The organism is Sphingobacterium sp. BIGb0165 (assembly GCF_024810095.1).
GTDB lineage: Bacteria > Bacteroidota > Bacteroidia > Sphingobacteriales > Sphingobacteriaceae > Sphingobacterium > Sphingobacterium detergens.
This window is the reverse complement of the sequence record NZ_JANUEB010000007.1, coordinates 294,429-316,456: the sequence shown is the minus strand read 5'-3', so window position 1 is coordinate 316,456 and position 22,028 is coordinate 294,429. Positions and strand designations below refer to the sequence as shown.

The 22,028-nt window shown below is 42.5% G+C and carries 14 protein-coding genes and 1 tRNA gene; 3 read left to right on the top strand and 12 right to left on the bottom strand.

Annotated features, from left to right (window positions below; genetic code table 11):
* Nucleotides 1–82 precede the first annotated feature (82 nt).
* Complete coding sequence (locus tag M2408_RS17895) at nucleotides 83–1,432, top strand: acyl-CoA dehydrogenase family protein (RefSeq protein WP_259184247.1); 1,350 nt, start codon at nucleotides 83–85, stop codon at nucleotides 1,430–1,432.
* Between the two features lie 94 nt (nucleotides 1,433–1,526).
* On the opposite strand, the gene M2408_RS17890 is transcribed toward M2408_RS17895, so the two are convergent.
* From M2408_RS17890 to rplS, 5 genes are all read right to left on the bottom strand, one after another.
* Nucleotides 1,527–2,309, bottom strand: coding sequence for an META domain-containing protein (locus M2408_RS17890; protein WP_259184237.1), 783 nt, complete (start codon nucleotides 2,307–2,309; stop codon nucleotides 1,527–1,529).
* A 121-nt stretch (nucleotides 2,310–2,430) separates the two neighbouring features.
* Nucleotides 2,431–4,254 (bottom strand): membrane protein insertase YidC, encoded by a 1,824-nt coding sequence (yidC, locus tag M2408_RS17885; protein WP_259184235.1) that lies wholly within the window; start codon nucleotides 4,252–4,254, stop codon nucleotides 2,431–2,433.
* 39 nt (nucleotides 4,255–4,293) lie between these two features.
* Entirely contained in the window at nucleotides 4,294–5,904 is a 1,611-nt protein-coding gene (locus M2408_RS17880) for a CTP synthase (RefSeq protein WP_259184228.1), read from the bottom strand.
* Nucleotides 5,905–6,028: 124 nt separating this feature from the next.
* Nucleotides 6,029–7,114, bottom strand: coding sequence for a carbohydrate-binding family 9-like protein (locus M2408_RS17875; protein WP_259184216.1), 1,086 nt, complete (start codon nucleotides 7,112–7,114; stop codon nucleotides 6,029–6,031).
* A gap of 334 nt (nucleotides 7,115–7,448) precedes the next feature.
* Nucleotides 7,449–7,796, bottom strand: a complete 348-nt coding sequence (gene rplS, locus M2408_RS17870; RefSeq protein ID WP_077437627.1) for a 50S ribosomal protein L19 — start codon at nucleotides 7,794–7,796, stop codon at nucleotides 7,449–7,451.
* A gap of 342 nt (nucleotides 7,797–8,138) precedes the next feature.
* Here rplS and M2408_RS17865 point away from each other — a divergent pair.
* Both M2408_RS17865 and M2408_RS17860 read left to right on the top strand, forming a co-directional pair.
* Nucleotides 8,139–8,212: transfer RNA gene (locus M2408_RS17865), tRNA-Pro, on the top strand.
* 295 nt (nucleotides 8,213–8,507) lie between these two features.
* Complete coding sequence (locus M2408_RS17860; protein ID WP_259184205.1) at nucleotides 8,508–11,048, top strand: tetratricopeptide repeat protein; 2,541 nt, start codon at nucleotides 8,508–8,510, stop codon at nucleotides 11,046–11,048.
* Nucleotides 11,049–11,232: 184 nt separating this feature from the next.
* Here the strand turns inward: M2408_RS17860 and M2408_RS17855 are convergent, their stop codons facing one another.
* From M2408_RS17855 to M2408_RS17825, 7 genes are read right to left on the bottom strand one after another with little or no spacing between them, the layout of a single operon-like run.
* On the bottom strand, nucleotides 11,233–11,775 hold the full coding sequence (locus M2408_RS17855) for a hypothetical protein (RefSeq protein WP_259184195.1): 543 nt from the start codon (nucleotides 11,773–11,775) through the stop codon (nucleotides 11,233–11,235).
* Between the two features lie 8 nt (nucleotides 11,776–11,783).
* Nucleotides 11,784–13,037, bottom strand: a complete 1,254-nt coding sequence (locus M2408_RS17850; protein ID WP_259184193.1) for a condensation domain-containing protein — start codon at nucleotides 13,035–13,037, stop codon at nucleotides 11,784–11,786.
* Nucleotides 13,034–14,305, bottom strand: a complete 1,272-nt coding sequence (locus tag M2408_RS17845) for a condensation domain-containing protein (protein ID WP_259184168.1) — start codon at nucleotides 14,303–14,305, stop codon at nucleotides 13,034–13,036. Before M2408_RS17845 ends, M2408_RS17850 begins: the two co-directional genes overlap by 4 nt.
* A 3-nt stretch (nucleotides 14,306–14,308) precedes the next feature.
* On the bottom strand, nucleotides 14,309–16,714 hold the full coding sequence (locus tag M2408_RS17840; protein WP_259184160.1) for a glycosyltransferase: 2,406 nt from the start codon (nucleotides 16,712–16,714) through the stop codon (nucleotides 14,309–14,311).
* Nucleotides 16,707–17,489 carry an alpha/beta fold hydrolase gene (locus M2408_RS17835; RefSeq protein ID WP_259184158.1) on the bottom strand — a complete coding sequence of 261 codons (783 nt, stop codon included), beginning with the start codon at nucleotides 17,487–17,489 and terminating at the stop codon, nucleotides 16,707–16,709. The genes M2408_RS17840 and M2408_RS17835 overlap by 8 nt, the downstream gene beginning before the upstream one ends.
* A complete protein-coding gene (locus M2408_RS17830; protein WP_120262284.1) occupies nucleotides 17,480–17,779 on the bottom strand; it encodes an acyl carrier protein in 300 nt (99 codons plus the stop codon). The genes M2408_RS17835 and M2408_RS17830 overlap by 10 nt, the downstream gene beginning before the upstream one ends.
* Entirely contained in the window at nucleotides 17,767–22,011 is a 4,245-nt protein-coding gene (locus M2408_RS17825; protein ID WP_259184134.1) for a type I polyketide synthase, read from the bottom strand. The genes M2408_RS17830 and M2408_RS17825 overlap by 13 nt, the downstream gene beginning before the upstream one ends.
* Nucleotides 22,012–22,028 lie beyond the last annotated feature (17 nt).

Here is a 22,028-nt window from a genome sequence, read left to right as displayed (position 1 = left end):
TGGAGTATCGTGGGCTACACAAACAATTTTCAAATATTTTTATTATTTTAAGAGGAAACCCTGTAAAAAAGAAATTGCGATTATGTTTGATAAAGTTAAGAATATAATGGATTTGGCAAAATCAATTGACTTTGGCAAATTGGAGGAAATCTCGAAAAAAGTAGACCTAGGTGCTGTCATGGATGCGGTCTCGAAAATGGATGATAAACAGCTTCATGGTTTAATGAAAATGCTAAATCCAGGGAAAGAAAAAAAGGAATTACCACCTATCAATGGGGATTTCTATGATATGGACAGCAAATTGAATGGGTCAGATCGCGAACTCCAGTTGAAGGTGCGTGAGTTTATGGAGGTTGAAGTGAAGCCTATCGTCAATAAATATTGGTTAAGAGATGAATTCCCTTTTGAAATAGTCCCCAAGTTAGCTGCTTTAAATATATGTGGATATACTTATGAGGGCTACGGGTGTACGGGAGGAAGTTCGCTGATGGAAGGTATCATTGCTGCAGAGATTGCTCGGGTAGATGCATCCGTTGCTACTTTCTTTGGTGTACAGAGTGGTTTGGCCATGGGGTCGATTTATATCTGTGGATCGGAGGAACAGAAACAGGAATGGTTGCCAAGGATGCAAAAGATGGAGGTGATCGGTGCTTTTGGTCTAACCGAACCGGAAGTTGGTTCCGGAGCAGCGGGCGGATTGACAACCACCTGTAAGAAGACTGCTGAAGGTTGGATTTTAAATGGTCAGAAGAAATGGATCGGAAATTCCACCTTTTCTGATATTACAATTGTCTGGGCCAGGGATCTTGATGATGGAGAAGTAAAAGGTTTTATTGTGCGTAAAGATAATCCTGGGTTCTCGGTTGAAAAGATCAAAGATAAAATGGCTTTGCGGATTGTGCAAAATGGATTGATTACATTAGACAACTGTATCATCCCCGAAACAGATCGTTTGCAAAATGCGAATTCTTTCAAAGATACAGGTAAAGTCCTTCAAATGACGAGAGCGGGGGTTGCATGGATGGCTGTGGGCTGCGCACGAGGAGCCTATGAAAATGCCTTGGATTATACACGCAAAAGAAAACAGTTCGGCAAGCCTATTGCATCATTTCAGTTGATTCAAAATCATTTGGTTGAAATGCTATCGAATCTAACGGCAATGCAAACGTTAGTCTTTCGATTATCTGAACTGCAAGATGCTGGACAACTAAGGGATGAACATGCTTCACTGGCAAAAGTGTTTTGTTCTTTACGGACAAGAGATATTGTGTCCAAGGCGAGGGAAGTCATGGGCGGAAATGGTATCTTGCTGGAGTATAATGTCGCTAGATTCCTTGCAGATGCTGAGGCGATTTATTCTTATGAAGGTACTAAGGAAATCAATTCTTTGATTGTTGGAAGAAGTATCACAGGATTTAGTGCTTTTGTCTAAAGCTTGTGTCCGAAATTAATTTAGTACAGATAATAATCGATATAGAAAAAGGATAGGGTTTTGGTGATCCCAAAACCCTATCCTTTTTTATGTTTTACTTGCGCTGAAATCTCATCATGGCAATATCGCCCATGATAAAGGTCAGTGTATTTTCATTGATATCATAGGTGTTTATTTTTTCTAATGTGGAAAAGAAGGTTGCTTCACCATTGCCTTCGCAGGCCATTTTCGTAGACATGATAGGGCCAAAGCTAATTTGGTGATCGTTCGTCTTAAATGTAGCATTGTAATTGTTGCAACTGCTGTTACCATTTATCTTTCCATCCTGTATGTTAAATGTTATCGTTGGTTTGCGATTGGGATACAGGCCCTCAAAAGCGATACGTGGTCCAGAGATGTAATCAAGCTCCCAGGTTCCACTTAAATTTTGCTTTTCCTCCATTAACTTAAATTTTGCCAAAGGAGCCATCTTTGCTTTATTTAAACTTAGAATACCATTATTTAGGCTGTAGTTGTCTGCTGTGATTAATGCCTTAGATAAAGCTTGCTCAATCGACATGTCAGGGCAAGCCATCATCGTTGACATCCCTTGCGCAAACTTAATTTTTCCATTGGTTGAAAAGGTCAGTTCGCCACCTATTCCGTTGCAACCACCATTGGCGCTATAACTTTTTTCCTCCAGTTTGAGAAAAGGAACCCGACCGTTGACCTGTTCGGAAACAGCCTTTCCGCCGATTTCAATTAATTGCCATTTTTTTCCAATAATGGTAGCGGATGCATTATCCGAATCCGGTTTGCCTGAATTCTTTTTTAATGCTGAACAGCTCGCCAAAGCAAGGACAGCCATCATCAATACCACAATGTTTCTAAATCTCATCTTTTAAATTTTTATATAAAACATCATTTCTAACGTTTGGTTTTACAAAGTGCTACAAAAGACTATTAACAAAAGAAGGCTTCCTATCGGGAAGCCTTCTTTATCAGTTATATAAATAATACTATTTATTTTTGTTTTGTTGAGCTTGTTGTTGAGCTCGCATCATTTCTTCCATTTTAGACTGGAAGCTAGATTTTTTATCAACTTTTGGATTCTTTTTATTTTCTTCCAGTTTAGCTAAGATCTTATCATCATTTACCATTGTGCGAATAACCAATTGCGTCAAGAATGTAAACAACGCACTTAGGAAGTAGTAATAGTTCAGACCTGCAGGGAAACTGTTTAGGACAAAGAAGAAAATTAAAGGCATGATATAACCCATGTATTTCATTTGACCAGTTGCGCCCGATGTAGCATTGTTATACCAAGTGGTCAACAATGTTGTCAGGGTCATCAAGATACACATCAAAGAGATGTGGTTGAATGATCCAAAAATAGGTGCAAATGTAAACAAGGTATCATAGGTTGACATATCCTTCATAAACAAGAAGCTCTGTCCTCTCAATTCAAATAAATTTGGAAAGAAATAGAAGAAAGCAATTGTAAATGGCATTTGCAGCACAAGAGGTAGACAGCCTCCGAGTGGATTCACGCCGACCTGTTTATACAGCTTCATCTGCTCCTGTTGCATCAACATCTGATTGTCTTCACCGACTTTTGCCTTGATCTCATCCAATTGTGGTTTCAATACCCGCATTTTAGCCATAGATACATATGACTTGTAAGTCATTGGCGAAAGAACCAGTTTTAACAATAATGTAAGTAACAAGATGACGATACCATAGCTCATATGGAAACCATCCAAGAAGTTAAATGCTGGCACGGTGATCCATTGATTGATCCAGCGCATAGGACCCCAGCCCATATTGATGATGGATTGGTAATCATTGCCTTCTGCTTTCAGTACATTGTATTGGTTTGGCCCGAAAAAGAAATTCAACGAATAATTGTTGTCTTTATGGTTGTCAAAAGCCAATTCAGCATTAGTGTTGTAAAATTTCACCACATCACCTTCCGTTGCATGCTTTACATCGATTTTCGCATTAACGAATCCATTTTTAGCATTTAGGATATTTGAAAAATAATGTTGTTTGAAAGCAATCCATTGCACTTTCTTTTCCAGTGCTTCATCATCGTCCTTCGATTCAGATAAATGGTCTACTTTATTATCTTCTTGGTAATAAAGGGTAGATTTTTGTCTTTCAGATTCAATATTCTGCTCTTTTTGTCTTAGAACAGTATTCCAGTTCAATGTCAATGTTTTTTGACTCTGCGGGATCAGGTTTTGAATACCTTTTGTATTAACATCTAGAGCTACGTTGTAACCTTTTCCAGCGATAGAATATACATATTCAATATATTGATCAGCACTGTAATTCAATTTGAATTTTACCGATTGTTTACCTTCACCCGAAACTTGGATATCAGAAGATTCTGTGTTAAAGAATAAATCGTTGGTGGAGATGTTTTGTCCCGCAGCATTGAACTGGAAACCAAACTTATTGTCCTCACCTTCGAAAAGCATCAAAGGTTTTCCATTGAAATTCTTTTCGCCTTTTAATTCGACCGATTTCACTTTACCACCTTTTGTACTGATTTTAGCAATGATAGCATCATTTTCAAGGGTAATGATTTTTTCAGTTCCAAATTTTGACGCACCAAAAGGTTTTTTCAGTTCAGCTGAATCTGCAATCACTGCTGTTTGTGCTGTTTTAGCTTTCGCGATAGAGTCACTTGTTACAGGCAGTCCTTTTGCTGTCTGGGCTTTTGCCTCTTGTCGCGCTTGTTCTTGTTTGATTTCTGATTCTGAAGGCTTCATCAGGTAAAATGAACCAGTGATGATGGCAAACATCAGGACCAAACCAATTAGGGTATTTCTATCCATCTTTAATAATTAAACTTAATTAATTTTATCCTTCTAATACTACTTTGATTTCTTGTTGGCCAAAGCAGCGGCTACAAAGCTAACAAAAAGTGGGTGAGGATTTGCAACAGTTGACTTTAATTCTGGATGAAATTGTCCTGCAACGAAAAATGGATGGTTTTTCAATTCGACAATTTCAACTAATCCAGTCTCCGGATTGAATCCCGAAGCGATCATTCCTGCTGCTTCATATTGTTTTAAATAGTCATTGTTAAATTCATAACGGTGACGGTGTCTTTCGGAAATTTTTGTTTTTCCATAAATCGCAAAGGCTTTTGTTCCTTTTTTAATTTCACAATCGTAGGCACCTAAGCGCATGGTACCACCCATATTCGTGATATTTTTTTGTTCCTCCATCAGATTGATGACCGGGTTGCTGGTATTTGCATCCATTTCGAAACTATTGGCATCTTTCAACCCCAATACATTTCTTCCGAATTCGATGACGGAGCATTGCATACCCAAACAGATACCAAAGAAAGGAATATTGTTTTCGCGCACATATTTGATTGCATTTAATTTTCCATCCAGACCACGTTCGCCAAATCCAGGGGCTACCAACACACCATCCATGCCTTTTAGTTTTTCAGCAACATTTTCTTTGGTAACACTTTCAGCAGCAATATAGCTTACCTTCACCTTGCATTCGTTTGTTGCACCGGCATGTATAAAACCTTCGATAATGGACTTATATGCGTCAGGAAGTTCAACATATTTTCCAACTAAAGCGATGCAAACCTCACTTGTTGGGTTTTTGAGCTTGCCGAGGAAGTTTTTCCAGTTTTCTAGATCCGGTTCGTTTTTGTTGGAAAGTTTTAGCTTCGTTAACGCGGTTTTATCCAGATTCTCTTTCAACATAAGTAAAGGAACATCATAGATTGTCGAGGCATCGATAGATTCGACAACAGCATTGATGTTAACGTTACAGAATTGTGCTAATTTTTTACGGATTTCCTGTGATAATTTGTGCTCTGTACGGCATACAAGGATATCAGGCTGTACACCATATTCCAGCAATGTTTTGACAGAGTGCTGTGTCGGTTTGGTTTTAAGTTCACCAGCTGCGGCCAAATAAGGAACTAAAGTTAAGTGGATAACCAATGAGTTATTTGCTCCCAGTTCCCAACGCAATTGCCTTACAGCCTCAACGAATGGAAGAGATTCGATATCGCCTACAGTTCCGCCAAGTTCGGTGATAATAATATCATATTCATTTGATTCACCCAAAAGCTGCATGCGGCGTTTGATCTCATCGGTGATATGTGGAATTACCTGAACTGTTTTTCCTAAATATGCACCTTCACGCTCTTGTTGGATAACGTGTTGGTAGATACGACCAGTTGTTACATTATTCGCTTGTGAGGTAGGGACGTTCAAGAAACGCTCGTAGTGGCCCAGATCAAGGTCCGTTTCCGCTCCATCTTCAGTAACATAACATTCACCATGCTCATACGGATTCAAGGTTCCTGGGTCAATGTTAATGTAAGGATCGAATTTTTGAATGGTCACTTTGTAGCCACGTGCCTGGAGAAGTTTAGCAAGGGAGGCTGCAATAATACCTTTCCCTAACGACGAAGTAACGCCGCCCGTAACAAAAATATATTTAGTCATAACAATTAAAGGATTTTCAATTTTATGTGGTCAAAATGACCAATAATAGTTGCTCTATGTACGGGATACAAAGATAGCAAATTTTTATTCAATATTATAATTGAAGATCGACTGAATAAATAAATTAAAAATAGATGTTGCCCTGATTATCGATTGTAGCCTTTAAATTGGGCTGCGATTTTGACTTAATCTCAATGCGATAGAATTTATTTGCATTGGAAAAGACAAGTTGATAATGCTTGCTAATAGTAATGATTTCAGGATATAATTGGCTCAATTCATCAAGAGATGTTGCATAGCGCTTATTCGTATTTCCGTAAATCTGTTGCAGGTAAAAAATATTCCAAGCTGTTTTTTCTAAGGCCAAAAATTGATCATCCATGGAATGTTTACTATCCTGATCTACAAATTTGATATGTCCCCATCGTTCGGGATAATGCATGTTGATCAGACCGATGGGCGACCATACCCAGTTTTCTTCCGCAAGGGGCTTACCCGTATTATCCTTTCTTTTGATATAACCTTTTCCATTGACATCATAGTGCCATTGTACGCGGGAGAAATTTATCTTCCACACTTCATTTGCCTTGATTTGATTTCCTTCACCAAAGTATTTTAGACTTTTGACCGGAATCTTCATTTCGACGGTCCAAAAATTATCTTTATCGGTTGGATTATTTATTGTTCCAGCATGGTATACAGCACTCTGGATATCTTTGGTATCCCAGTTTAAATTAGCTTTTCCACCAAAACGATAAGGTTTGGTCATCAGAAGGTCCATGATGGTGTTCAGTGCATTGACTTCAATTTCAATATATTCCGGAGATTGGAGATTGGGTTTTAAAAATACCTCAAAATCATTGTCATGATAAATAATGGTGTCTTTCTGTCTAAGATAGCCATTGATATGAGGTTCTTCCAATTTAGCAAAGAGGTAGAGGTTTTCATTGTCCCAAAGCATTTTAACACGAGTGTCAAATGATGGGGTAGGTTTACTTGTGCCTTCGATATCTTTGAATGCGTTTGTCCATGGTGCTTTTTCCCAGGATATTTCGTCATCTTTACCATCAATTTTGATGGGAGTTTGAGCTTTTTGGACATAGTAAGTCTCGGGCTTAGACTGTAGTTGGAGAAAATCACCTACATTTCGCTGCGCAAAAATGGTTGTCGTCTGTAAAGTAAGAGCAAGTATAAAAAAAACAGTTTTCATCAAAATATTGTATGTCTATTAGCCGCCAAGAAATTTCTATGCGTGCAATCCTTGCACTGTTTATATAAAGTTTTAGAGTCCCACTGATCTTTACACAGGGAAAGATTGGCAGCGCTAAAAGTAAGTAAAATGTTTTAGCTAGACAAAGAGGTGTGATTCTTTTTGAGAAAAGAGGTTCAATTGTCTTAATTTTATTACATGGGTTCTGCTATTCCTATTCAAGTGATCCGGGAGGCCGTATAGTTGTTCCGGAAAGGAAGTGGTTGAAGGGATATGAAATAAAAAAAGGCTTTGAATTTTATCAAAGCCTTTTTTTATGCCGAGGTAGTCGTAATTAGATTCTTTTCGATTTAATACGAGCAGCTTTACCAGTAAGGCCACGTAAATAGAATAATTTAGCGCGACGAACTTTACCGTAGCTGTTTACTACAATTTTTTCAATGTTTGGTGAGTTTACAGGGAAAATACGTTCAACACCTACACCGTTAGAGATTTTACGAACGGTAAAAGTAGCGTTAGCACCTTCGCTGTTTAATTGGATTACTACACCTTGGTACACCTGCACACGCTCTTTATTTCCTTCGCGAATTTTATAATGAACGCTGATGGTATCTCCGGCTTTGAAAGCGGGAATTTCATTTCTTACTACCGCTTGTTCTTCTACAAATTTTACTAAATCCATGATTTCGAGTAATTATTAACGATTTATATCCTGTAAAAATCGGAATGCAATATTACGACTTATTTTTTGAATATGAAAATACTTTTTGAAAAAACTATCGACCGACAGTCAAATCGGATGCAAAGATATGAAAATGAAATGGATAATCTAAAGTTATTTTAAATATTCCTATATAATGCCAATTGACCGCGTTTTTGACCTTGATAATGGGGATTTAAAATGTAACTGATAAAAATATTATGCAATTAATCAGTGGTTTAGTGTGAAAAATGAGTTTAGGTCTTGACAAATTGAAAAATTGATTCGATATTTGTGCCACACAAAACAAAGGTGATACCTTTTCGGGGTGTAGCGTAGCCCGGTATCGCGCCACATTTGGGATGTGGAGGTCGTAGGTTCGAATCCTGCCACCCCGACTAAAAAGCTCTAACGAAAGTTAGGGCTTTTTTTGTTTCTATGTGGGATGAGATCCTGCAACTTCTTAGGGGATCACCTCCTATTTATTTCTCTTCTTGGCTCCATTATTGTGTCAATTCTTTGCCGATAGCGAGCAAAGGAGTTGGGTATCGTGGAAACGAGGTGGATTTTTTCCTGACAATTTACCTAATTTGGTCGGAATTCTTTAGTTTTGACTATCTAATTAGTGAAAGATTAAACTATTGTCTCCTCGGCAAAGGAAAGGTTGAAAAAACTCAGAAATAAGAACAAACAATGATATTGAAAGAAAGAATCGGCGACAATTACCTGAAATACCTGTTTACCGGGGTACTTTCAGCTTTGCTGGTTACCGGCTATGCGCAAGAAGTGGAGAAACAGCAGAAAGAAAAGGGCCAACATAATCAAAAAGGTATTGAAGGGCAAGTTCAAACAATGGATTCCATCGATGTTGTACGCGACTACCGACCGATGCTGGCCGATGCCGTCAAGGTGCGACGGAGCCCGAATATGAAGCTTATCAACCGCGATGAGATCGAGACGGAGCTGCGCCAGATCGCCACCAGTACCTATTTGGCGCAACAAAAATACAAACAAGCATATTACCATGAGTTGATGAAACGTCATCCGGACGCTTCGCAAAGCAATATCGACAATTACCGCATCAGCTATCTGGCCTATGGTGCCGGCGAATACAAGAGAGCGAGCGGTATGATGGAATCGATGAAACCTTCTGATGCCTTTTTTCAAGGAGCGATCATGACCTTGGGCCATATCGCCCTGGAAACGGGCGACAAGCAGGCGGCGCGAAATGCCTTCGTCAAAGCGACGAAACTGGATCTCGATCGGCAAGTGAAAGCCGATGCACTATTTAATTACGCCAAGGTCCTTCTTGCCATGGACTCCACCCAAGCTGCACAAAAAGTCCTCGAGAAATATATAGCACAGGAAGAAAAACCTGTTGATCCGGGAGCAAAAAGACAGGAAAGCCCGGAATCACTATCAGCTGAAATCTTGCGCGGGACGACCAACTTCCATGCTGGGGTTAGCCTACTGGAGTCGCTGAAGAAGCGGGGCCGGGAGGTCGATGCAATCTATCAAAAGGTAACCTACTACCGTGGACTGGAATTTTATAACGAGCGTGCTTTCGAAAATAGCATCTCCATGTTTATGCGTTCGGAAAAATTCCCGATCAATGCAGAAATGGCGGCCCTGGCTACCTATTGGAAAGCGGAGGCGATGTATGAAGTGCGCAAATTCGGGGAGGCCGTGGAAAATTTCTCCCAGTTTCTGAGCTTGCCTGCGGCACGAAATAACGAGGTCTATAATTATGCCAATTACGGGCTGGCTTATGCGGCCTACCGAAATAATCGTTTCGCACTGGCTGCCGATTATTTTGAACGCTTTCTGAAAGCCGGCGGAAGTACGGTGGATGAAAATATACGGTATGACGTGATCGCACGTCTGGGCGATTCGTATCTGTGTCTGCGCGATTACGGCCGGGCCAACAGCTACTATGATAAATTGATCAACGGCAAAGCGCCCAATCAGGACTATGCCTACTTCCAGCGTGGTGTGATCTTTGGCCTACAGGGCGACAATGAAACCAAGCTTAGCACCTTGCGGTCTGTTCTGAAACAATATCCATCTTCCAACTATGCCGATGACGCGGCCTTTGAGATTCCTTACACCTATTTCACGATGGGCGATTATGAGAACGCGCTCAAAGGACTGCAAGGGATGATCGAGAAGTATCCGCGGAGCAGCTATGTCCCGCGTGCGCTGATGACCATTGGACTCGTGCAGTACAATAATGATGAACCCGAACCGGCCAAAGCTACCTTCCAACAGGTGGTGGAGAAATATGCCCGAACTGCGGAGGCTGAACAGGCAATGCGTTTCATTGAAAACATCTACCTCGACCAGGGCGATGCCACAAGCTATATCCGCTATGCGATCGGTTCCAATGTCGGTAATTTGAGCCCTGCGGAGCAGGATGACCAGGCTTTCCAAGCAGCACAATCCCTCTTTGCCAGAGGAGAATACGGAGCAGCAGTGGAAGCGATCAACGCCTATTTTGATAAATTTCCGAAACCCAAACAAATAAAATATGCACGTTACATCCGTGGGGTGAGTTCATACAAGACCGGGCATCCGCAGGAAGCGCTACACGATCTGAATATCATCCTAAACGACTGGACGAGTAAATATACGGAGAATACCTTGTTGACGGTGGCTGCACTGTATTTGGAGCTAAAGGAGTACAACGAGGCTATTGTGCACCTCAAAAAATTGGAGCTAAATTCCGAATACAAGAAAAACTATGGTTACGCAGTAACCAACCTGATGATCTGTTATTTCGAACTCGGCGATATGGAACAGATGGCCAAATATGTACAGTTTGTAAAGGATTATGATGGTGCAACAGAGGAGGATATTGCCAAGGCACACTTATACAGTGGCAGGGCCCTTCTGAAGGAAAAGAATATAGCGTCGGCCATGAAAGAGCTCAATCTGGCCGCTCTGAAGAGTCAAACGGCGGTGGGCGCGGAGGCACGATACCGTGTGGGACAACTGCAGTATGATAACAAGGAATACGATAAAGCCCAAGAAACAGCTTTTGATGTGATCAACAATAGGGAGACCCAGGAATATTGGGTGGCCAAGAGTTTCGTATTGCTTGCAGATACCTATGCGCGTAAAGGCAATGTTTTCCAGGCGAAGAGTACGTTGAAAAGTGTGATTGAAAATTATGAAAAAGACGATGATATCGTCCCATCAGCAAAAGAGCGTTTACAGAAATTGAGCAATAAGTAACAGTAATTTTTTGGCGATTGAAAAAGGGCCGTATCAAAATAACTATTTTGATACGGCCCTTTTTGTTTAATCCTAACAGTCAATAAAACCCAAGATCAAGACATTACAGCAGTTTCATTTCGGAAAAAACATATACTGACTTTAAGTAGCAAATATTAGAAGGGGGGCTTCCCACTAGGGGAAGCTAATTTCGTTCTATTTCCTGTATGACTAACGAAGGTTCAGACAAATGTTTTCTTAATTTCTTGATTGGTAAGTAGGTGAACAAAATCGATAACACACCTGCGAGTAAAGCATCTAAAATAGCCATTGCAGTCGCATTTAACTTGTAGTGTGTAGATAGATTATGTTGTGCTAGTAGCAGACATAGGAATACCAATAAACCCGTTACGAAGCCATGGATAATACACAGCTTGGTAATAAATTTATTCCTGTTCAGTTCACTGTCTACTGTTAATGCGATCGACTCCTGTTCTATGGCTGCGATCACCCGCTTGATAATATCCATTGTAAGAACAACAGGTAAAAATATCGCCATCGGCAGCGTCAGTCGAGCCAGGCTTTGTGGGCCAGCAAAAAAGTGCGTATATCCCAGCTCCTGAAAGCTGGCGTAGGCAACCAGGAAATTGAAGAATACATTTGGGAGGATATAGTAAATTGCGCGCTTCCTTAAAAAGCGCTTGAGCGTTGTTTTTTTTATTTTCTTTGATTCCGTAAACTTCGTCATGTGGAGTGCTATAGGGACAAGGTCATGATTGCGATCGCCTTATCTTTTATTTTAATCGCTTCTTCTTTTGGTAAAAAATCTTCATTGGACATAAACGTGAAATCCATTTGTTGATTGAACGTCGTTGCAACCAAAGTATTTGAATTCAACCAGGGGAAAGCCACTGTTGGACTGTATATGGTCTCCAGAGTGAAGTTGTTGTACTCGTTTGGAATCTGGAGCTTACCCATATTGGATAGTGTGACGTCATGTCCTCCTGGGCTCGATTTTAACATAGAAATCATGCGCTCCACGATCGGGTGCATCTGTTCACCCATCCAGAGTAGCTCCCGGGCATCCATCTTTTCTATTTTTTGTGTGAGCGCCGTTTTGATATCTTTCGCAGTATCCACGACATTATCATTCCCCTTTTTTAGAGAAAGCTCCACCGTTGGTGCAAAAGCAAACATGTGGTCCTGTTTGATTTCTGGAATAAAGTGCCGGATATCAACCGGACTGATCACTTTATTTTTTGCAGCTTTACCTTGCACCTCCCGAAAGGCTTGCATAAATGCCGTGCATAGGAGCGCATGGACAGAAATGCTTTGGTCTTTACAGCCTTGGGTTATGGTAGCCGTTGTTTCTGCATCCAGTTTCCAGTGCATCGCATAGTTTTTTCCTAAATTTCTTTTTCTGCTCTTTCGTTGCAGAAAAAAGAAAAATCTTGCCAATAGCAAATAGAATTTGGCTTTACGTGATTTTTTTTGAAGCTCAAAGCCCTGCGGCAGGAATTCATTAACCGATTCAAAGAGCTGGTAAGGTTCGAGTTCCCTATCGGGGTTATCCAACAGGCAAAGTAGCTCCCGCATCAGCGTGACGATACTGGTTCCATCACAGACACAATGTGGTAATACCCAAAGCAACTCCGAAGCGGAATTACCTTTGATCCATACCAATTGGGCTAGCGGCTTATTGTCAGCTTTAAAGGGGCGATACCATTCCCGTTCCGACTCTGTCAGCCAATCCATATCCGTTTGACGTTGGACAATATGGAGTGGAATAGATTCCATATCTTCTTTGACAGCAAATCGGGGTTGCTGTGCATCCTCTATACGGATAACCGATCGGAGCAATGGATGTTTTTGCTGAATTTTGTTGAGGGCATTCCGAAGATGTTCTTCGACGATCTCCCCGCTGATCTTTGCAGCAAATACACAGTTTAAGGGTGTTTTGGCATCAACATACATGATCCGTTCCACCATCATTAGTTTTCTCTCGATCATGATGCTACCTGGTAATCTAATTGTTGTTTGATCTGATCGATGATCTCATCGCGGATGGCCAATGCTTCCGCCTGTGGTAAATAACCCTCACTGCCCATAAAGGAGAAATCCATTTGTCCGCGAAAGGTAGAGGTGACCATGGTCGTTGTATTGCCCAAAGGACCAATGACCGAAGGACTGAAGATTGTTTCCAGGCTGAATGCCCGATATTGGTCCGGGATCTGTATGCGTCCCAAATTGGAAAACATACAGTCATTGGATGACTTGCCCCGTTTTAAGAGTTTGGTAAAGTTCTTTAGCGCATCGTGGGCAGATTCCATGACCATCATGGTGATATAAGGATTGAGTTTCGCTGTTTTGCGTTCCACGTCATCCTGCATCAACCGTAGGTTATCCAAAAAGCTCATTTTCTGGTTCGAAGACATGACAATCATTAATCCGAAAGCAAAAATATGGTCATCTTTTATCTGTGGTGCAAAACGCCTGATATCTACTGGACAGGAAACTTTATTGAATGCTGACGTGCCACGTACTTTCCGGAATGCCTGCAATACCGTCGCCCCCAGAAATGTATTGACCGTGACATCCAATGACTTGCAATGAGAAATAAGTTGCTTGCTGGTGGCTTGGTCAAACTTCCAATGAATCAGATAGTCCGTCTGCCGATCAATCGCTTTTCTGCCGACCGGAATACATTTAATAGCTAAAGCTGCTAATCGGCCAATTGTTTTTGCCTTAAATCGCTTCTTACCACTCTGTAAGATATGTTCGGGTACGACATCCTCAATACCAAGGATCGGATTTTCCAGTCCGATTTCCGCGGCCGGATTGTCCAGTACTTTTAGAAATTCATACAATAATGCCATGGCCGAGCCACCATCACATAAGCAATGATGGAAAACAAATAGCATATCTGAGACTTCTTCTCCCTTAATCCAGACAAATCGGATTAAAGGTTTCGTCTGATAATCGAAGGTCGAATGCCATTCCTTTTTGGATTCCTCTTGCCAGTCGTCTTCACTTTTTCGGTTTACTAACCGTATCGGAATCGATACGGTTAGTTCTGGAACTTGAAACCAAGGTGTATTTTTCTGATCATGTTGGATAAGTGCCCGCAGCCAGGGATGTTTTTCCTGTAATCGGCTCAAGGCGTATTTGATATCTTCTTCGCTGAAAACACCACGTAGCCGAAAGGGAATGACGGCGTTGAAGGGCTCAGTTCCATCCCCCAACAGCATGCGCTCACCAAATAATAGTTTTCTTTTCATCGCCTACACCTGTGCCAATGTCAAACATTCTTGTTTCACAAAATCTTCCAATAGCGCTACCGTCTGGTCGTTACCGCCAGCGGTTAGAAAGGTCTTCTGTACCTCCTTGGCGGCATTTCGATAGATCGGGTTTTCCAACAATTCAAACACAGTGTCCCGCAGCGCATCTATACGCATACGTTTGTATCGGATGCTAAGCCCGCAACCCGCCTGCTCAATAAGTTTGGCTGTATGAAAATGATCATAGGCGATGGGTGTGATCAGCATGGGCAAACCATTGGTAAAGGTGTCGTTCACCGTATTGAAGCCCCCATGGCAAATAACCATATCCATGTGTGGCATCAAAGCGGATTGGGGAACAAAGCCACTCACAATAAAATTGGAAGGCCATTCTTCAAATATTTCCGGTGGGGTAGCAGCAATAATTGTCACCGGTTGATCGGCAAAGGCCTCGATCAGTTTACCGAAAAATGCTTTTCGAATATCCACGAGTAGTGTACCTAAGGATACAAATACTTTTGGAGTAGTGCTGGCGGCCAAACGTTCCCAGTCAAAAGGGGTATTGTTTGGACGACCTTTGACCGGTCCGACAAATTTCATGTGTGGCGGTACCGTTTCAAAACCGGCAAAAGCTTGTGACGTAAATATCAGGTTGAGCTGATGGGAGTGTATAAAGATTCCTTCATCATAAATTCCCACGGACTTTTGAAGGTCTTTGATCAGATTTTGCTGCCACTCAAATATCTTAGGAGCACTTTTCTCCGTGTCACCCATGACATCCGGTGGAACGGGAGTTGTTGTCACACAAGGGATCTGATGTTTATGTGCAAATAGTGCACCTCCAAAGGTGATGCAGTCGTTTACGATCACATCAGGTTGCCATTGGCCGAGAAGACGTTCCAATCCCGGCATCATCATTTTCGCGATCGGGACATAGGTTTCTTCCAGCGCCAGTTTCATGACTTCGGGGCCCGAACAGGAGGGGCCATCATCCTGACGTTTCAATAGCTGTTGGAGTTCCTCCTGAAAAGGTAGCAGATCCGCTTCAGGATAGATATAATTTCCACCTGCAGGGATATGATGATCAGCTAGAGGCGTTATGCCAAACCACCGGACTTCATGCCCGCGGGCAAGGAGGCTTGCACCTACACTTAATGTTGGGCTGATATGTCCAAAAAATGGTGGAACAACAAAGAGGAACTTAGCCGGTACATCCGCTCTTGAAGCGATAGGAGCGGTAGTTTGTTCCAAGAGATCTGCAGCGGTTTTCGTGCCACCCGCATCGACAAAAGATTGACGTACGGTATGTGCAGCTTCACGATAGGTTGGATTATTCAAGATGGTATGGACACTATCTTTTAAATGATGTGCTTTAAAGCGATTGAAATTCAGTCGTTCACCGGCACCGGTACGGACTACGCGACCCGCGACATGTGACTGGTCGTAAGCGATCGGGATGACCACAAGTGGCAGACCCTGTGAAAGAGTTTCGGAAACCGTGTTATGTCCACCATGGCATACAACAGCATCCAGATGTGGTAACAGATCCAATTGCGGGATTTGTTGATAAACCATGAAGTTTTCAGGCCAGGCATCAAATAGCTGCGGATCTGAAACAACGACGACAGTCAGCTCCTCTCCCGCAAATGCATCGATAACCTTTTGGAAAAACGCTTTCTTATGGTCGTGATCAAAGGTAGTACCAATACTGACCAGGATTTTTTTTCGATTACTCGCATGCAGTTTATCCCAGTCAAATTCAGCCGATACCCGACGTTCGGCCAGGACAGGTCCTGTGAACTGATAGTTTGAGCTGAGATCCATCTCACCAAAGAAATAACGGGATGTCAAGACAAGCGTAAGCAAATCCGAGCAATCCAAAGATTTATTTCCAGCGACACCGAGTTCCTGTTGTAAAGCAACGATCTGCTTTTCTTCCCATTCGTGTACCTTTGGGAGTTCACTGACAATTTTAATTGCTGCGGGAGCCGTGACAGTAGTCGCATAGCGGAGCCCCAGTTTTTTTGCAGCGATGGATGCCGCAAATAATTGATGGTCACCAATCACGAGATCAGGTGCAAATGTTTCTAATAAGGTAAGGATACCTTTATAACAATGTCTATTTAAAGGGATAAGTACATCTTCATAAAGAAACTTGATGCTATCAATACCATAGACGATCTTTTTTGAAATGATATCGAGGTACTGTTCACTTTCTTTTTTTTCTTCATCCGTCTGGTCATATTGAATAAGCAAAAGCTTTCCGCCAGCTGGAAGTTTATCAGTTAAGTTTTTGTCGAGACTGATCCAGGCCACCTCATGTCCTCTTTCCAATAGTTCAGCACCAATGCTCAACGTCGGATTGACATGACCTGTCAGTGGGGGGACAACAAACACAAATTTAGCCATGGTTTTGTAATAAAGGGTTAGATAAAAAATCAACGATAGTTTCAGCTATCTGTGTAGGTTCTTGTATGGGAATATTGTGATCTCCCGGAATGAGTTCAAGTTGAGCGCCAGATATTTTTGTTTGCAGCCATTCCCCCGTTGGTTTACAGTTTGATGTTTCTCCATACAACAGTAAGGTGGATGGCGGTAATGTTGCAGTATCCATTTCATGGAGGAAATATTTTTCCTTGATCATATCAGCTTTGATGCTCGTCTGGTTGAATAAAAACTCGTAAAGGCTATGATTTTTTTCAAATTGTCGCTTACCCATTTTCATTTTTGTTGTATCGGTAAAATTGGCGATATAATGCTCCAAAAATTCCTTACTATACTCATCGATGATGTTGCGTGCTTTCTCATCCTGTGGATCCGGAGCCTCCATAACGACGAGTCGTTCCACACGGGTGGGGATCTGCAATGCGGTTTTCAACGCGATTAGTCCACCAAAACTGTAACCCAGCAGATGGACGTTCTGAAGTTGTAGACTATCCAACAAAGCAATCAGATCGAATGACATATTTTCAAGATCATAGCCTTCCGATACACGTTCACTCATGCCATGACTTTTGAGATCATACATAACCACGTGGAAATGCTGCGCTAGGATCGGAGCAATATTAAAATAGTAAATAGAGAGGTTGCTGAACATGCCGTGGATCAGTACCACGGTATGTTCAGCACCTTTATTTAGTTCTTGTATGTGAACCTTTCTGTTGTTGACCGTAATTATTGGCATTCGTAGATATAATTGATGATCATGCGGAGGTCAAGATTGATCAGTTGATCCAGGTCCATCGAAGATAACCAGCCTGTGAAATCAATCTGGTCACCAAAATGTGCTTTGATTTTCTCTGAAAAAGAAACAATTTCAATGCTGTCCATTTCAAGGTCCTTTGTGAAGGAGCTTTCTGGCGTGATATCCATCTCTTCTACAAATTCTTCGCCGATAACTTCTGTTATAAAGCCTTTTAATAAAGCGAATAATTCTTCATGATTTAATTTTAGTGTGGTGTTTACAGTGTCCATCCGATAATATAATTTTGGTGTTTGATCGTTTTTATTTCTATTTGATTGATCCAAAGATGATCTCCCTGGATGCGTTCTACTTCATGTCTTTTTGGGTTGCCCTGTAGGCCAGTCCCCAGAAATTTTCCGTAAGCTTCTTTCGCTACCCAAAAACGGGTCGTCCATTCGGCCTGTTCCCTGTCTTTTAGCAATTCCATTTCAGCATCGGTAAAGACCAGTGGGTAAAAACCGGCACTGCGCTCCTCGATGAGTTCCATGTCAATACCTACAGATCGGTCTTGGCGGGCGATAGCTACGGCATCTTTTCCCTTGTGGGCCAGTGAGACATGGATATCTTTAGTCTCATCGCCTAGTAGATAAGGTTTACCGACTTCATCCGAGCGGATCTCAAACGTAATGGGATAGCAGGGAAGGCCTTTCTGATGGTTCAGTAGCTGGCGTACAGCATCTTTTACCGCAACTCGGCTCACCATCCAACTTTTTCTGCGGTTGGGCAGCAATTGTTGGTAGTGCTGTTTTTCTGTTTGGTTAAAGTAGCGTTTCAGGATAAAGTCCCAGGAAGCTACACGGGTATAGGCTTGGTGGAAAAAGAAAACAGCTGGTGCGATTTCCGCTGAGAGACGGTTGTGCAATGGCGACATGGAAACGTTCCACAACGCTTCGTCGATTTCCAATCGTCTATTTTGCCATCCTCTGATTGAACACCATACTTTCCCGTTTCGTTGAAGCGTAATGTTTGCGATGGCAAATTCATCGTTCAGCTCAGTTAACACACAGGTGCATTCAAACAGACCGTCCTGGTTATGAATCTCATCGAAAAACTCAATTTCTTTGATTTTAACAGGGAATGCAATGCGATCTTTTATCAATGTAAGCTGAAGCCACAAACCGAACAATTGTCCCGCATTATCCAATAGCGAGCCCTTTCCACCATTGCCCTTGATCTTGCCAATGATACCTTTTTTACCTACAGCGGTTACCTCCATAATCCCTTGATAGGCTGTTCCATGGAACATATGCTTATCATAGATTTCTTCGGAAGTACGCGTGATGGGCAGGGGCTCACCTATGGAAAGATCAAACTCTGGTGCGTCGGGATATGCCGTAGACAGCGCTACCTCTGCATTTGCAAAATTCTCGATATCCAGATAGGCAAGTTGAGCGGAACGCCATTCGCCCTTGACCATTTTTTCAAAAGGTTTGGCTACATTCATCCATTGGAACACACTCACATGCATGATCTTATGGATCTTGGTAGCAGGTTGTTCTGCCTGAGCGATTTCGGCCAGCAATTCAAAAATCATGGTCATCGGGATCACCGGTTCCATGTCCGCTACTTCTGGCCATCCCTGTGGTTGTCGCAGCAGACTATGATCGATCAGGTAGGGATGACTGTCCAAATTGACCTGCAGCATTTTTGAAAAATGTCTGTCTACAGGTTTTTCTACGACAAGGGGCTTGGTGACAGTTGCCACAACGCTAGGCGCTGGTCGGTTCTGAAAAAGTGTCAATACTTCTTCCTGCATCCGGATCATATCGGCGATATTCTCCTGAAATGCCTGTACCAATGGATGATTGCCCCTTACAGCTGTTCCGGCGGTCAGTTGTGGCTGTACAGTATCAAAAGATTTTCCTAAGCTCTTGACCGCGTCGAAATTACGGACGATAGGCGAACCGAGCTGTAACTTCATGCCTTTGTTTGTCGCCTTTTTTATATGGTTTTGTACCGCCAGAAAATCCAGTGCCACTGTTTTGCCTTCTACAAATAAAGCCGCCACGACACGTTGTAGCTGAGCAAGCGCTGAACGTGTTACCACACTTGACGCTAGGGTGCTGAAAGCTTTTCCCTTTAAGGTATCGTCAATAAAGCCAATCAGTCCACCAGTACCCACCTGGATAAAGAACCGGACTCCCTCGTCATAAAGCTTTTCCGTTAGCTCGCGGAAACGGACCGGTTGTACAAGGTGTTCGGCACTCAGTTGGCGGATGGCCTGTTGATCCGATGGATATGGCATCAGTGTGGTGGCCGACCACAAAGGGATCTTGGTTGGCTGAAACTGTACTTTTTCCATACCTGCTAGGATCAGATCGAGCTTGTCTGCCACAAAAGGTGAGTGAAAACCTGATTGGAATGGCAGGATCTGATGAAATATCTGTTTCGCTTTCAGCAGAGGTACAAGCTCTTCTAGAGCGGTATTGCTGCCGCATAGAATGACCTGATGTGGACAGTTGTCATTGGAAACATAAATATTAGGAATTCCAGTAATCAAAGGTGTAATTTCCTTCAGCCCGGTTCCGATGGCAATAAATTTGGAATCCTTGAGTTCAAAGGTCTTCGGGTGAAGAACATCAATAAGATCCTTGACCGAACTTGCTTCAGCTAGTTCCGAAGAATAGCCCGCCAGCCATTCACCTAAGCTATGCCCAGCATTCATGTCTGGATATATTCCCAGTTTTTTTAGGGAATTGTCTAAAATGCTGCAAGAATTGAAAATAGCCAACGCATCATTCAGCAGTCCTTCACCTTCGGTTTGTATAGGTGCAGTCAGTCCAAAATAGCGGCTGACCGAGTCTACCTCTCCCTTCGCTAAGCCATCTAAACCAGGGAAGACGAAGGCAACCTTGCCACCCTCTTGTAATAATGGGGTAGAGGTATACCAGATATCCTGCTTGTTGCGCCAGGCTTTATCTTTAGAGACGATTTTGATTGCCTTTTCAATCCGTTCTGGGGTGGGATCAAATAGAGCGAGGCGATAATGGCCTTCACCCACTGTTGTGTCGTTATGCTGTAAGGCAGAAAGTAATTCCGCATGTGTTGGTCGGGCAAGTAACAATACGGGATCTTTTTTAGGCATATCATAGCCTGTTAAGACCACGTGCGCGTTAATACCGCCGAAACCAAAAGCATTTACCGCGGCCACCTTGGGTAGACCCGTCTTTGACCAGCTTTTTGCTTCCTGCACGGGAGCAAATCGCGTTGTCTGCATATCAGCGGTAGGGTTTTCGCAATAAAGGGTTGGTGGTAGTGTATCATGGTGTAGCGCTAAACAGGTTTTTATCAGGCCCGCGATTCCTGCCGCAGGCATAGCATGACCAATATTGGATTTGACCGAACCGATCCCAGCAACTAGAGCAGCGTCTTCTTTACCGAAAAACTGCGACAGTGTCTGTAGTTCAGTTTTATCTCCAAGAGGTGTCCCTGTACCGTGTGCTTCCAGATAGCCGATCTGTTTTTCGTCCAGTTCAGCATTTATCCAAGCCTGTTGTAAAGCTTTTAATTGTCCTTTCACCGATGGACTCATGACACTTGTGCCATGACCATCGCTACTTACGCCCACACCTTTGATGACAGCATAGATTTTATCCTGGTCATGTACAGCATCTTCGAGTCGCTTTAATACAACAAAACCACAGCCTTCACCGATGAGTAAGCCATCGGCATCCATGCTGAAAGGTTTGATCTGTTGGTTGTGAGAAAGGGCACCCAATTGGGCAAAGATGCTCCAGAAAGCAGCATTTTGACCTGTATGTACACCGCCCGCAATCATGATGTCACTACGGCCACGCTGCAGTTCCTGTACAGCATGGTCTACAGCGATCAGGGCGCTGGCACAAGCAGCATCTACAGTAAAGGCCACACCACCAAGATTGAAACGGTTGGCAACAAGCGAAGCAACAAGATTAGGGATTAAGCCCATAGCCGTATCAGCGGCAAAGCGTCCCTTGCGTTCCTGGAATGCTTGTTTTACCTTTTCGATATCAGCAGCTGGCACCTGCGGTAAAAGTTCCTGTAAAAGGGAGGAAATCTGTTCGCCTGTACGTACAATTTCTATGGCACGGGTAGCTCCCGGACCAGTATAATTTCCTTTCCCGATGACAATTCCCGCTTTTTCCAGTGATACCTGTTTTTGAAATACGCCGGCATCTTCCAATGCTTTCTGTACCAGATCAAGTGTTAACAGGTGATCCGGCTCGGTTCCCTCAACGGCAAGAGGTAAAATGCCAAATGCCGTTGGATCGAACACATAGTCTGAGATAAACCCACCACGTTTGCAATAAAAGCGATCTACAGTCCCCGGACCATCACTAAAATGGATAGGGTCAATGCGATCGGCTGGAGCAAATTCCGTGGAATCGACCTTATTAATGATATTTTGCCAGAACATATTGGCATCCTGTGCCCCCGGAAAGACACAAGATAAACCAACGATGGCAACATCTGTTTTCTTCATAATCAATGGATATGACG